Origin of the sequence: Nostoc sp. (assembly GCF_036919555.1) — a bacterium.
Lineage (GTDB): Bacteria > Cyanobacteriota > Cyanobacteriia > Cyanobacteriales > Nostocaceae > Nostoc.
In genome coordinates, this window is record NZ_JBALCS010000018.1 from 66144 (window position 1) to 79885 (window position 13742).

General features: G+C 40.9%; 10 protein-coding genes. 4 read left to right on the forward strand and 6 right to left on the reverse strand.

What is annotated here, in order from left to right; all coding sequences use genetic code 11:
• The first annotated feature begins 18 nt into the window (after window positions 1-18).
• Together V7K36_RS06765 and V7K36_RS06770 are read left to right on the forward strand one after the other, a co-directional pair.
• Window positions 19-963 (forward strand): calcium-binding protein, encoded by a 945-nt coding sequence (locus V7K36_RS06765; protein WP_335114269.1) that lies wholly within the window; start codon window positions 19-21, stop codon window positions 961-963.
• A gap of 1003 nt (window positions 964-1966) precedes the next feature.
• Complete coding sequence (locus V7K36_RS06770; protein WP_335114271.1) at window positions 1967-4087, forward strand: calcium-binding protein; 2121 nt, start codon at window positions 1967-1969, stop codon at window positions 4085-4087.
• Between the two features lie 445 nt (window positions 4088-4532).
• Here the strand turns inward: V7K36_RS06770 and V7K36_RS06775 are convergent, their stop codons facing one another.
• Both V7K36_RS06775 and V7K36_RS06780 read right to left on the reverse strand, forming a co-directional pair.
• Complete coding sequence (locus V7K36_RS06775; RefSeq protein ID WP_334825258.1) at window positions 4533-5093, reverse strand: nitrate transporter; 561 nt, start codon at window positions 5091-5093, stop codon at window positions 4533-4535.
• 752 nt (window positions 5094-5845) lie between these two features.
• A complete protein-coding gene (locus V7K36_RS06780; RefSeq protein ID WP_335114273.1) occupies window positions 5846-6421 on the reverse strand; it encodes a TIGR04376 family protein in 576 nt (191 codons plus the stop codon).
• Window positions 6422-6570: 149 nt separating this feature from the next.
• On the opposite strand from V7K36_RS06780, the gene V7K36_RS06785 reads away from it, so the two are divergent.
• The gene (locus V7K36_RS06785; RefSeq protein ID WP_335114275.1) at window positions 6571-8061 is read left to right on the forward strand and encodes a DUF3131 domain-containing protein; all 1491 of its coding nucleotides are present in this window, start codon (window positions 6571-6573) and stop codon (window positions 8059-8061) included.
• Window positions 8062-8516: 455 nt separating this feature from the next.
• Here the strand turns inward: V7K36_RS06785 and V7K36_RS06790 are convergent, their stop codons facing one another.
• The 4 genes from V7K36_RS06790 to V7K36_RS06800 form a co-directional block, all read right to left on the reverse strand.
• Entirely contained in the window at window positions 8517-9530 is a 1014-nt protein-coding gene (locus tag V7K36_RS06790; RefSeq protein ID WP_335114277.1) for a VOC family protein, read from the reverse strand.
• Between the two features lie 319 nt (window positions 9531-9849).
• Complete coding sequence (locus tag V7K36_RS06795; protein WP_335114279.1) at window positions 9850-10392, reverse strand: Uma2 family endonuclease; 543 nt, start codon at window positions 10390-10392, stop codon at window positions 9850-9852.
• Window positions 10393-10535: 143 nt separating this feature from the next.
• Complete coding sequence (locus tag V7K36_RS34025; RefSeq protein WP_442948441.1) at window positions 10536-10598, reverse strand: DUF6887 family protein; 63 nt, start codon at window positions 10596-10598, stop codon at window positions 10536-10538.
• Complete coding sequence (locus V7K36_RS06800; RefSeq protein WP_335114282.1) at window positions 10599-12137, reverse strand: glucosaminidase domain-containing protein; 1539 nt, start codon at window positions 12135-12137, stop codon at window positions 10599-10601.
• A gap of 597 nt (window positions 12138-12734) precedes the next feature.
• Between V7K36_RS06800 and V7K36_RS06805 the strand changes: the two genes are divergently transcribed.
• Window positions 12735-13712, forward strand: a complete 978-nt coding sequence (locus V7K36_RS06805) for a bestrophin family protein (RefSeq protein WP_335114284.1) — start codon at window positions 12735-12737, stop codon at window positions 13710-13712.
• The last annotated feature ends 30 nt before the right edge of the window (window positions 13713-13742 follow it).

The following is a 13742-nucleotide window of genomic DNA, read 5'->3' on the forward strand; positions in this document are numbered from 1 at the left end:
GGTGCAGGTAACGATATCTTGAATGCTAGCGGTTCAACAGGCGATAACCTGCTCTCTGGAGGCGATGGCAATGATTTTCTTGACCTTTCTGGCGGCTACTACTCCTCCTCCTCCTCTTACTCTCGCTCTTTAGGCAATAACACCCTCAACGGAGGTGCAGGTAACGATACCTTGAGTGCTGGCGGTTCAACAGGTGATAACCTGCTATCTGGAGGCGATGGCAATGATTCTATTGACCTTTCTGGCTACGAGTACTCCTACCGTTACTCCTCCAGCAACTACGACTACCGCGACTCTCGCTCAGAGGGCAATAACACCCTCAACGGTGGCGCTGGTGACGATAGCTTGAGTGCTAGCGGTTCAACAGGCGATAATTTGCTCTCTGGAGGCGATGGCAATGATTATCTTGACATCTCTGGCTACAACAACGGCTTCGACTACCGCTCTTTAGGCAATAACACCCTCAACGGTGGCGCTGGTGACGATAGCTTAAGTGCTAGCGGTTCAACAGGCGATAACCTACTCTCTGGGGGTGATGGCAATGATTATATCTCCGCCTCTAGCGCCACTGGTAAGAACACCCTTTATGGTGGTAATGGCAATGATATCCTCACAGGTGGCAACGGTAATGATACCCTGTATGGAGGAACTGGTACTGATACCTTTGTTTTCAATAGTTACCATGAAGGCATTGATCGTCTTTATGATTTCAACGCCACTAATGAATTGATTCAAGTATCAGCTGCTGGTTTTGGTGGCGGGTTATCAATCGGTTCACTTCAGAAAAGTCAGTTTACCCAAGGAACATCTGCAACGACAAGCAATCAACGATTTATCTATGACTTTTCTACAGGTGGACTGTTCTTTGACCAAGATGGCAGTGCGGCTGGGTTTACTCAGGTAAAATTTGCACAACTATCTGCTGGATTGTCATTAACCAAAAACAACTTTATGGTTGTTTAATCATCATTAGCGTTCTTCTATGACTCTAAGCACGGATTGCGAGGTGCTTAAAATAGTACCTTGCATTGGATTTTTCAATACAACTACTGTTAATAGAGAGTAGATGTTAGGGGTTTTGTTCGTCAACTTTCGATATGGGTGCGGTTAGTTTACAAGTGTTGTTGGCTAAGTTACATCATGTATGCGTTCGTAATTTTGATTACCTATAGAGATTCTTATATAGATATTAAGATATTGGCAGGCGTAGGCGTAGCACGCCACAGCCATCGCAGCCTTCAAAAAGGAAAATATGTATTTTGTATCACTCCTTAACAAATTTGCCTGTCAAAGAGTAAATCTCCGATAAATATTACTGTTGCTCAAGGGTGATGTATAAAGGATGCCGAAAACGTAAAATTTCAGTGAATTCTCTGTGCCCTAAAACAGCGCAAACGGCAATTTGAGAACTCAAATTACTGAAAAAATCGATTTAGGTAGATAAAAGTTATGGCAAATATGATTGAAACCAACGGTAATGATATCCTAGTAGGCAGCAACTTACCTGACACAATTAACGGGAAATTCTTAGCTATAAACTCTAAAAATGTGAAGAACACACTAAGAGAATTACTTAGCACGTACATTTATCGGCATATAATGTAAAGACTATGCAAAGATAGTTGTTTAAGTATAGACATCTAAGTAAATATTCAGTATTTAGTTAATATCAGGTTATTCAGATGTTTCCTATTTTTAAGCCTAGTTTTGATATTTAACTAATAATTTTGCATAAGAGGTACTGAAGAACCTGATATCTAAATAGGTGCTACTTGCAAGCTGGTTGCAAGCTGGTTGCAAGCTGGTCAAAAGAGTGGATTTTCGAGAGAAATTACTGTCCCTCAATGGTGACGTAAAAGTATGCCGAAAGCGTCAACTCTTGGCGAGTTTTTATGCTCTAAAACAGCACTAACTCAAAGTTGAGAACTTAAAGTTACTGAAAAAATCAATTTAGAAGGTAAAAGTTATGGTAAATATCATTGGAACCAACGGTAATGACACTCTAGTAGGCAGTAACTTACCAGACAGTATTAACGGTAAAGCAGGTAACGATAGCATCACAGGGAACAAAGGTAACGACACCTTGGCTGGTGGTGGCGGCAAGGATACATTTGTTTACAACTTCGGCGACGGCACTGAGACTATCACCGATTTCGGTGGCATTGGTAAAGGGACAAACCCGACAGCAACAGTGATTACCGAAGTGGATACCATCAAATTCGTTGGTGCTGGTTTCACTGCCCGAAATCTGCTGCTTACGCAGAATAGCAGCAATCTGGAAATCACCTTTGAAGGGGTGGATGATGCCAAAGTTATCCTAAAAAACTTCAAACTAGAAAACTTGGATAACCTGAAAGCTTCTCCAACAATACCAGCGATCGGTAATATTCTGTTTGATGGGCAAAATAGCATCACGGGCAATTTTAATGTCTTTGATGCCAACTCCACTGATCATAATCTGGGCATCAAGAACACCGTGACTTTCCTCAATGACCTTGATAATAACATTACGGGTTTAGACAACTCCGATGATGTCGTTAATGGTCAGGGCGGTAATGACAAAATCGACGGCTTGAGTGGCAACGACTTGCTGCGGGGTGGTACGGGAAATGATACTCTCATTGGTGGTGTGGGTAATGACACCCTCGTTGGTGATACGGGCAATGACTCCCTCGACGGTGGTACTGGTAACGACTGGCTGCGGGGTGATGCGGGGAATAATATCCTCAACGGTGGCGCTGGTAACGATCGCTTGAATGTTGACTCTTCAGCAGGCAATAACCTCCTCTCTGGTGGCGATGGCAATGATTCACTCTCGGCTTTAACTGACTATAACGGTAATGTGGTGTCTGGTAATAACACCCTCAACGGTGGCGCTGGTAACGATAGCTTGAATGCTGACATTTCAATAGGCGATAACCTACTCTCTGGGGGCAATGGCAATGATTCTCTCTCCGTCTCTAATGACTACTACAACCCTGTGCCGTCTGGTAATAACACCCTCAACGGTGGTGCTGGTGACGATTATTTGACTACTTCACTTTCAAGAGGCGATAACTTACTGGATGGTGGCGATGGCAATGACACTCTCTCCGTCAATCTTGCCAATGGTAATAACACCCTCAACGGTGGCGCTGGTGACGATTACTTGAGTGCTAACATTTCAACAGGCAATAATCTCCTCTCTGGAGGCAATGGCAATGATTCTCTCTTTGCCTCTAACTTCGAGGGCTACAGGTTTGATAACTGCTCAGGCAATAACACCCTCGACGGTGGTGCTGGTAATGATTACTTGAATGTTGACTATTCACGAGGTGCTAATCTGCTTTCTGGTGGCGATGGCAATGATTCTCTCTCCGGCTCTAGCTACGGCTACGGCTACGGAGGATCTTTTTATAACACCAGTGGCAATAACACCCTTAACGGTGGCGCTGGTGAAGATAACTTGAATGTTGACTATTCATCAGGCGATAATCTGCTCTCTGGAGACAATGGCAATGATTATCTCTCTGCGTCTGGCTACAAGTACGACGTGTACGCCGACAACGGCCAAGGAGTTTATCGCAGAGACTCAGGCAATAACACCCTCAACGGTGGTGCTGGTGACGATAAGTTGATTGTTGATTATTCAACAGGGAAGAACCTACTCTCTGGGGGTGATGGCAATGATACTCTCTCTGCCTATGGCGCATTAGGCAATAATACCCTTTCTGGTGGCAATGGCAATGACATCCTCACAGGTGGCAACGGTAATGATAGCCTCTATGGAGGAGCTGGGACTGATACCTTTGCTTTCAATAGTTACAAGGAAGGTGTTGATCATCTTTATGACTTCAATGCCACTAATGAACTGATTCAGGTATCGGCTGCTGGTTTTAGTGGCGGGTTATCAACATCTTCACTTCAGAGAAGCCAGTTTACTATCGGAGCATCTGCAACGGCGATCGCTCAACGATTTATTTATGACAATATTACAGGTGGACTGTATTTTGACCAAGATGGCAGTGCAGGTGCATTTACTCAGGTAAAATTTGCACAACTATCTGCTGGATTGTCACTAACCGAAAACAATTTTGTGATTGTTTAATCTTACAGCAGTTTTCATTTAATATGCCTTATGTGAATTAAGCCACAGGATGCTGTTCAAAAGTAAGCAGATCAATACCAAAACGCTGACCCAGAAAAATACGCAGAGTATGACTGCGCCTGGTTTTGCGATCGCTGATGATTATCGAGAGTTTGAACAGCGTCTATAAGAGGTTTTCTGACTACAAAACTGAATATGAAGAGGATATTCTCAACGAACTTGTGACTCGTGACTACAATCGTTTTACTCTCGCTTTAGGCAAGCTCACTGTAAGACTTGCCGAAGTATTAATTTAAAATGGGTGGTTTATTTACGCCGTGTTCTACTAGTACAACACAGCGTAAATCCAGTGACCATCTCAATTAACCAGACAACGGTCTTAACAAGGGGCAAAATCCCCTTGTTAAAGGTATGCAAACTTCCGCCACTCTGTACTAGATAAAATTTAGGAAGATTTTTTCCCATCTGAAACCATTTGCGAGAGAATATAGGCTGCGAAATCTAGTAACTGATCTAGCAAAAAGCCAATGATACCGATGTAGAGGATTACCTGGATTATGTAATCGGTATTGCCAGCTTTATAAGCATCCCAGAGGGTAAAGCCAAGTCCTTTAGGTCCTGTTAACATTTCTGTAGCAATAACTATAAACCAGGCTACCCAAATGCTAACTTTCAAGGCATGAAATATATGAAATATAGCTACTCGAAAGTTATTGTTCTGTCTCTGAAAATGTTGCATACCTATTGCCGTATTAATAATCATTGTCCAGAGAGTTCCCAGAAAAACTACTATAATAGCAGCCGAATCACTCTCTTGAAACGTTATTAGGGCAATAGGTAGCAAAGCTATAGGAGGGATACTATGTGGTATCTGGAATATCAGCCTAAATAGCTGATAAATCATGCTATTAATACCGATTAAATATCCGATAAAACTACCCAATACAACGGCTGGAATGTAACCCACAAACAACCGTTGTAGGCTAGCTAAAATGTCTAAAAACATATTATTTTCTCTGCCTCAGTTCTCATGAAAAACATCTGGGAAATACTGCGGCAATAACACCAAAAAAGTGAATTTAATTCTACTTCTACTTTGATTACTACAAGATTTTTTATATCTTCTCCTCGTTGACGGTTAATCAAAAAAATTAGGTATGATTACGATGTGTTAGAAGTAGTACAAAGAAAAGGTAAAACTTGGCTTTACTAAACTTTATCAGAAAAATAAATCCTGATTAGCAAATTAAATACAATTTCCAGAATTTTTTAGTTGATTAATGATTGTATTAAGTATAAATATCTAAAACTTTTAATACTAAATAAATCGCCTAAATTGTGATTAGCAATACAGATAATAATTGAAGGACACAAGAGGTAGGAGGAGCAAGCAAACTCCAAGGGGATTCGACCCCTCCTGATTTAGAGCCACTGTACGAGAGTTCAGTGAGGGTTTTAAACCACAAATTCGCTAGCGCAGTTTACCGCACTTATGCAAGGCTACTTCGGGAGCATCTCAATTAGTGTAAAAAGCCTTGTAAAACCTCACCCCAACCCACTCCTTGCTAAGGAGAGGGAGCAAGAATCTTGTTTCTCATCTGGTATATTTGCAAAACTGAGATGCTCCCGGCTACTTCAACAAGGTGACACAGTGAGCCTGTCAAACTGCTCTGTCACCACGCGAACGGCAAGCTCAGTACAAGTCAGTTACCACCGTAGGCATCGCGGCAGCTCTTGAAATCTGATTCTTTCCTTGGTTTATTTACCCAGATTCCGCTTCATTTGTTCTAACTCATCTTGGGTTTCCCAGTGACTAAACTTTTCTTCTAAGTCATCAAACCCACCAGAATAACTGCTAGTTTGATTCGACCAGCCATTGGTTTCCAAACGCTGCTGAGTTTGGGTTTTAGCACGGGCTGTCTGTGCTTCGGCTGCTTTGGCTTGCACCTCTTGTCGGCGCTGCTGAATTTTTCGTAGTAGTTCCTGAGATTGGTTAATGCGTTCTTTCAGCCCTTGCATCTGTCCCCAGCGCTGATTTCCTTCGCGCAACAGGGCTGCTTCTCGCTCACCCGCAGCAGTCGCCAAATCCTCTCTGCCAGCGTTTTCGGCTTTTTGAACACGGATATGCCAACGCTGAATTTCTTGAGCGGTGGAGAGAATTTCTTCTTGCGATCGCTTCTCTTGTACTTGTAAATCTGCGATCAGCTTTAATGTGTCTTCCTCTTGCTCACGCAGCTGTTCTAGCAGCGCCTCTAACTCCAAATGGGGATTGTTCCGCAAGAATTCTTCTAAACGATTTTCTAGAAACCGACTCAAATCATCAAATAAGCCCACTGCTAGAACTCCAGAGATCGGGTACGTGACTATTTTATTGTAGTAGTCAGGGGAACTTCTGGGTGTTAGTTAGATTGTAAGTTGGGAAGAATGTATTTAGTGGAACTACGCAAGCAACACTGACTTACAAGATGAGGCTTTAAGAAAGCATGAGTTCTGATTTTAAACCGCCGTCTAAGAGCTTGTCCATACTAGCTTCTGTAGGAGGAGTAGTTACGGCTGCGATCGCGATCGCAATTTTAAATGTTTGGTCTAAGCAACTTTCCCAGGTTTCTATAAAAAAACCGGAAATATCAACATCCCAAACTGCTTCACGGCAGTTGCTACAACCAAAGAAACCCCAACGTCCGATCTCTGGTGCTAAAAAAGCTGAAATAGTTGCCAGCCTTGATGCGAAATCTGTAGTTTTGCCAGGTAAACCCATTCCTAAGAACCAACTAACAGTAGCGATAATTCCCTATATTGCTCCTGGAGTTGGAAAACTGACCCCAGAGGAAACCACAACTGCCCGTCAGGCTTGGTCATACTTCCAACGCAACTGGAACGATAAAACTGGCTTGGTCAATTCCGTTGATGGCTTTGCCTCTGTAAGTATGTGGGATCAGACAGCTGCGATCGCAGCTTTGGTCAGTGCCAGAGAACTCAATATCGTGCCTGCGGCTGAATTTGAAGCCAAAATGAGCAAAATGTTGAAAACGCTGGCATCTATGCCCTTATACAAAGGCGAACTACCTAATAAGGTCTACAATGCAAAAACCCTTGTACCTGTTAATTATGGTCAACTAGAAAAAGGGGAAGAAATTGGTTGGTCAGCCATCGATTTAGGAAGGATGGCAATCTGGCTGAAGATTGTCGGGGCAAAGTATCCACAGTTGCGACTAGAAACAGCAGGAGTTTGGAAACATTGGCAAGTCAAGCGTCTGACCAAAAATGGCCAAATGTACGGTACTGCCGTGATCAAAGGCAAAGAACAGTATAACCAAGAAGGTCGCTTAGGTTATGAGAATTATGCTGCCTATGGTCTGAAGCTTTGGGGGTTGGATGTTAAGCAAGCCTTAGATTATCAGTCTCATGCTGCCTTTGTTGATCTTTACGGACAGGGAATTCCTTACGATCGCCGCGACTATAAAAACTCTGGAGCTAATAACTACGTTCTTAGCGAACCTTATATTTTAGATGGCATCGAAACTGGGTTTCAAGCTTTGCCTAAAGCCTATGCTGATCGGATTTTAGCTGCTCAAGTAGCGCGTTATCAAGCCACAAAACAATTAACCGCCGTTACCGAAGATAACTTAGATCGCCCTCCATACTTTGTTTACAGCAGCTTGTTTGTCAACGGAGAACCTTGGGCAACGATCACAGATACCAGAGAACAGCACAACGATTTACGATTCCTCAGTGCCAAAGCTGCGATCGGCTGGCATGTGCTTTACAACACTGCTTATACCCGCCAGTTATTTGATTTTGTCCAAGGCAACCTCAAGTCAAAAGATGGCTGGTACAACGGCTTTTATGAATCCCTGCGTCAGCCGAATAAAACTCTCACCGCTAACAATAATGGCGTGATTTTAGAAAGCTTGCTGTATAAGCAAGTCGGACAGCCGCTCACCATTTGGGCAAGAGTTAAAAGTCAGAAGTAACCGAAAGGGCTATCACAATACCACAAGTTACAGCTAAGATTCTCAGGCATTGAAAAAACTGGCGTTGCATAATTACTAGAGTTTAGACTAAATGGAAGCAAACAGAAAATAACAGCAACAGATTTACGTAACTAAAAAAATACACCATAAACACATAGAGGAAGCGCCTCAAAAAGAAAAAGTGGTCAGTGATGTTGAACTAACCACTTTTTGGTCAATGCTGAAAAGAGGAAATATCTTGCAGCTTGACCATGATATTAGATAAGCTTAAGCAATTCCGTACAGGAACATACACTATCCTGGGCAAAGAAAACTCTTGATTTTACGTTGTTTCAATACCGGATTGAGCGTGTCCTCTCTTGTGAAAACATCCTAACTATAAAACTTCCAGTTGAGCTAAATGCAATAGTATCAATAGATACTATTGCATTTAGCTTCAAACCTCCCGTTGAAACTTACTCTAATAAAGTCCAAAAATATCCGTCAGGAGCGACAAAAGAGAAACTCTTCTCGCCAAACTCGTTTTCATACACCTGCGTCACCTCCGTAGCTTCGCTACTACTAACACGCTGGTGATAGGACTCAATATGCCTTACTTTCATAGTATATAAACAAACCCCTAAGCAGCCGGGACGAGAGTAACTCAGCTTATTTGGTAAGCTACCTTCAAACCGGAAAACTTCAATGTTCCCCGAACGAATTTTGGGTTGCTCTGTAGTAGAGGGCAGAGGAGCAGTAAAGTAATAATTCAGCATCTGCTCCCCATTTTCTGGTCCTTTTAGCTCAAGGATGCGGCGAGAAGCTTCACCGTATTTACTTTCGCAATTATTCACAGCACGATGCAAACCAAGCACTTGGTCGTAAAAATCTAACTTTTTATGCTCACACTCAACAATCAGTCCAACGTGAACGAACTCCGAACCTTTGAAGTGAGAATCCTGGTTGACAATGCCGGAATTAGGGATAATATAATCATGGCGCTCAAAAAGAACTTGTCGTGTTAACGGTTGGATAAGAAGCATTTCATGCACGCAGGGATTAGCTTGTATAAATGGTTCAAATGACTCAGAACGATTAATTAAATTTCTCTGAGGTGGAACATAATATACAGGCAAACCAGCAGCGATCGCATCTTCAGCATGGTTGGCAATATTAAACACATCCAAAGATAAACTAGTTCCCCAACGGCTACCCACGGCTTTTAAAGGAGTCAGTCCTAATCCTTCGTTAATTGCTTTCTCCCATATCATCAAGCGGAGCAAACTTCTATCTGTAACTTGATTATAAAGGCGAAGCGATCGCAAACCGGAATTGATCCCATATAATTGATTGGCTCCTTTTGCATTCAGAGTACCAGATTCGACTACAGTAAAACCAAACTGTTGCCAATATTGAATAAGGACAGATTCAGACTCTGCTGTTGCTGCAATCACGAGTTCGTATAAACCACTGATAGATGGTATTTCCATTGATGTACTATTGTAAAGAAATTTTACTGAATGATAATATCACTTGTAAATGAAGATTTAACCCGGAAAAAAGCGTCCCCGTAAAAACCGATGCCCCATTGTTAAAAAAATAGTAACACCACCACCTAAAGAACCATCAATTGCTGTTTAATCTTCAAGATTATCCATAATTTCACTAGATCTGTGATTAACTCAACTCTGCTGAGTTGTTTTGCATGGCTTAGTCTAAACTCCAGTAATTAGGAATGTGGATTAAATAAAGTACAAAATTTGGTTTCAAGACTTTTTGCTAAACAAAATCACATATATGGTAATTACCTCATGATAAAAGCCTCTTAACAGAAACTGAAACGTCTGCGAATGCTAATGGTGTAATCATTCCTTCCCCAATAGTATATTTTTCAACATACTTACCATTTTGAGGGTTTCTTAACACAATCATCTGTTTAGCAGATAAACTTAAAACCCAATATTCTTGAATCTCAGCCGTCGCGTAAATCGCAGCTTTGATCTCCAAGTCTTTGTTTAAACTTGTCTTGGCAACTTCCACAATCCAGAATATATCTCTAGGAGCAGGATGGCGATCGCTGTAGGATGATTCTGGAAGTCGAACAATTGCAATATCAGGTTTGGGTTCCGAGTCGAATAGTGTAATCAGCCCATTGAAACGAACATCAGCTCTACCTGATAGCAACTCTTCTAAATATTTTGCACCTCGTTTTGCTGTGGTGTAATGAATTGGAGTTTCTGGACTCATCTCAACAATTTCGCCTGCTAGCAGTTCCACATGACGACCACGCAGAATGCCCGCTTCAACCATACGGTGATAGTCGTCTACAGACCATTTAGCCAGGGTTTTCATAGCAGAATTGCTCACATTATTGTGATAGACCTAGTTCAATTTTATGAGTTCTTGGCTGAGAAGCACCCTAATCAATATAAGATGTTAGTAAGTTGCTAAATTCCTCACTTCATTGTAAAACAAAAGTTACAATCGATATCCTCTCAATGTGCCAAAATGTATGCTCTCAGTTCTTGACGAGTCATTCTGCTAAAGTCGGGTTTCATCTAGCTTTTGATCGGTGGGTTAATTTCAAAATGGATATGATGATCGTGACCAATCATCGCAGTACAAAGCCCCTCTTTAATTAGCTTTTTATCGTTGAAGAAAACCGCCCGCGCTTGTACCAGCTTTTGTTTGCGAATAGACTTGAGAATAGCTCGCGTAGTATCTTGATCATATTCAGAACTCGACCAAAAAATGCCGCCAAAAGTCCCATTATTTTTGGGCAAGAAAACATCGCACATCATGCCAGTCTCATGTCCATGATGGTCGGGAGTATCACCTCCATGAGGAAGGCTAACATCATTAATTGCAAAGAAGGCAGCTTTCGGATGAGTATTGCGATAACTATTTTGATAGTCTTGGGCAATTTCTTTGATAACATCAGCTAACCAGTGTGTCCCATAATCGTGGTTATCTTGGATGTCGGCTAGTTCACCGTTAACCAAACCATTGTCAGGGTCACTATTTGGCATTAATACCCAGCGTGGTGCGTTAGCTGCTTGCAACCATCGATGAGTCGTTTCACCAACATCAACTCGACCATCACCATTAAGTTTAATCGCGTCAAATAGTCCTCTGTCTCTGTCTGCACTGTTAGGATCGCCTACCCATGTGTAGCCTAGTTCATGCAATCGCGCTTTAACTGCCTTAACATCATCAGCTTTATTTACTCCGCCAATTCCAACACTACCACTGAGTTTAATTACCTTCGCTCCTGATAAACTGGATGCTTTGGGTTGTTGAGTCTTCTCATCGTCCTGATGATCGAAAGGAAGAATAACTTTCATCTGGATCTTGAGAGTTTGATCATCGATCGCCATTATCATCCGGCGATCGCCTTTTTGCTTAAAGACGAAATCAAATTTCCACCTACCATCTTCTCTGATTGGTACATTGGGGGCTGGAAATTTATCATCAATCATCACCGACAAAACTTTACCACTATCGGCTGAACGTGCCATACCTTCAATTCTGAAACTTTGCCCTACTTCCACCTCTTGAGGCGCACGAATTAGCTGAAGTTTTTCCACTAATGCGGGAATGACAACTCCCTCTGCATTAGCCAGCATTTTCTGAGCTTCTGGAAGCAAGTTCACAACTTTACTAATATAGTTAGGATCAGTTGAATAGCCTTTAGCTTTGAGAAAGCCAAGGAAGTTTTCTGGCGTATTTGTATGTTCTTCTAAGCCTTTATAAGGAGAACGAGTTAAAAACTTCCAATAACCAATAATAAAAGCCTCAACATCTGGGAATTTACAGAATTCAACTTCTTCTGACTCGGAAGGAACTTTCATTTTCAAAGGCTTGGCAAACCCCTTCATATCAGGATATCGCCATTTTAATCCAGCAAAATTATTAGCATTGACAGCAAGATAACTTTCGCCTCTAGCAGATTCTAGCAACCACTGAGCGAAATTAACTTCTTTTAGAATCTGCCGATTTATCTCAGGAATTTTGTCAGCTTCAATGCCAACCTTGGTAAAGATTCGTGCTAAATCCTGATGAAGATAATTATTAACTAAATCATCTAGTAATGACATCACTTTGCCCTCTGAAAAAGTCTTTGAATAGTAGTTTTAAAATCTGCTGAGATTCCAGACTTATCTAAGAGAATGTTTGAAAAGTCGCAAGATATACTAGAAACCCCTCTCCAAACCTCACCCCATAAACCCGTGCTTTATCTCCCCTCTTCTTAGTAAGGAGAGGGGTTGGGGGTGAGGTTTTGAGATGTAACTTCACTCTTCTTGGGAAACCCTATAGCTTGAGAGATAAACGTTATCTAATTACACTATGTTAATTATTAACCCAAATGCGATCGCTCTGTCCATGATAAAAAGTGAGTATTTACTGTAAATTAATCTAAATTTTGCCTAATTATCCCATAAATCAGTTAAATACCACGAAGTTTAACCAATATAAGCAAAAAACCAAGTTGATGGTAAAGAATCAGAAGACAGTCATGAATTTTCCTACCTAAAGAGGGTTCACAGAAATAATTTTTAATGTTAAAACTAGAATTTATGTTGATTATAGTTGTACGAGAGTCGCTATCTGCAAACCTATATCTTGCTTAAACACGATAACTTTAGCTAAAAAAGCTAGTTTCCTAATTGATGTAATCATCAAACCTTACCAATATGAAACGACCTAACTATTTTCAAAATAATTCTAAAAACTCTTTAATAGAAAAGTATCACCTTTACAAAGGCGAAAAATTGAACTGGCTTCAAGTAACTCTTCGGCTTGAAAGGTCAATTATTTCTCTGATTTTTCCTTGGGTACTTTTTTGTACGGCGTATGGATTTTTAATATCATTTTTCTATCATTTAGGAGTACCAATAGCATTTTCAAATCCCAACGGTATTATTACTAATGCTGTTTTAAGTTTTAATATTGGTTTTACATTACTATTAGTTTTTCGGACGAATACAGCCCATGAGAGATTTTGGGAAGGTCGTCAGCTATGGGGATCTTTAGTTAATACATCTCGGAACTTAACTCGCGGAATTTGGATAATAGTTAAAGAGAAGACACCGCAAGATAGAGTAGAGAAAGAGGCAATACTTCGGTTAGTAACTGCTTTTGCCGTTGCAATGAAGTTACATCTAAGATCAGTACCTTTAGACACTCAGTTAGCATCCTTAATATCTGAAAAACAATATTTACAACTCCAAGATACTAATCATCCCTCACTACAAATTGCTTATTGGATAGGAGATTACTTGCAGTATCAACATGACCATAATTGTCTAAATGTCTATCAACTGACTACTCTACATAACTGCGTAGATGATTTAGTAGATATTTTAGGTGGTTGTGAACGCATTTTAAAAACGCCACTGCCTTTGATATATACTATTAAACTTAGACAACTGTTATTAATTTTTTGTCTAATATTACCTTTGGAAATTGTGAGCTTTTTAAATTGGTGGACTGGTATAGTAATGGCTTTTGTAAGTTTTACATTATTAAGTATTGAACAAATTGGCTCAGAAATCGAAGAACCTTTCGGGTTTGATCCCAATGACTTACCTTTAAATGCGATTTGCAATACAATCTCAAACAATGTTGAAGAATTAATCAGACTTGCTTCTAACAGTGTTCGTTCTTCCTAAATATGTAAACAAGTTTTACTAGAACTTCTC

What these genes read in the sequence shown, in the direction of transcription:
- V7K36_RS06790 (WP_335114277.1), bottom strand. Translation starts at nt 9,530, where the DNA reads ATGGAAATACCATCTATCAGTGGTTTATACGAACTCGTGATTGCAGCA.
- V7K36_RS06800 (WP_335114282.1), bottom strand. Translation starts at nt 12,137, where the DNA reads ATGTCATTACTAGATGATTTAGTTAATAATTATCTTCATCAGGATTTA.
- V7K36_RS06805 (WP_335114284.1), top strand. Translation starts at nt 12,735, where the DNA reads ATGAAACGACCTAACTATTTTCAAAATAATTCTAAAAACTCTTTAATA.
- V7K36_RS06770 (WP_335114271.1), top strand. Translation starts at nt 1,967, where the DNA reads ATGGTAAATATCATTGGAACCAACGGTAATGACACTCTAGTAGGCAGT.
- V7K36_RS06795 (WP_335114279.1), bottom strand. Translation starts at nt 10,392, where the DNA reads ATGAAAACCCTGGCTAAATGGTCTGTAGACGACTATCACCGTATGGTT.
- V7K36_RS06785 (WP_335114275.1), top strand. Translation starts at nt 6,571, where the DNA reads ATGAGTTCTGATTTTAAACCGCCGTCTAAGAGCTTGTCCATACTAGCT.
- V7K36_RS06775 (WP_334825258.1), bottom strand. Translation starts at nt 5,093, where the DNA reads ATGTTTTTAGACATTTTAGCTAGCCTACAACGGTTGTTTGTGGGTTAC.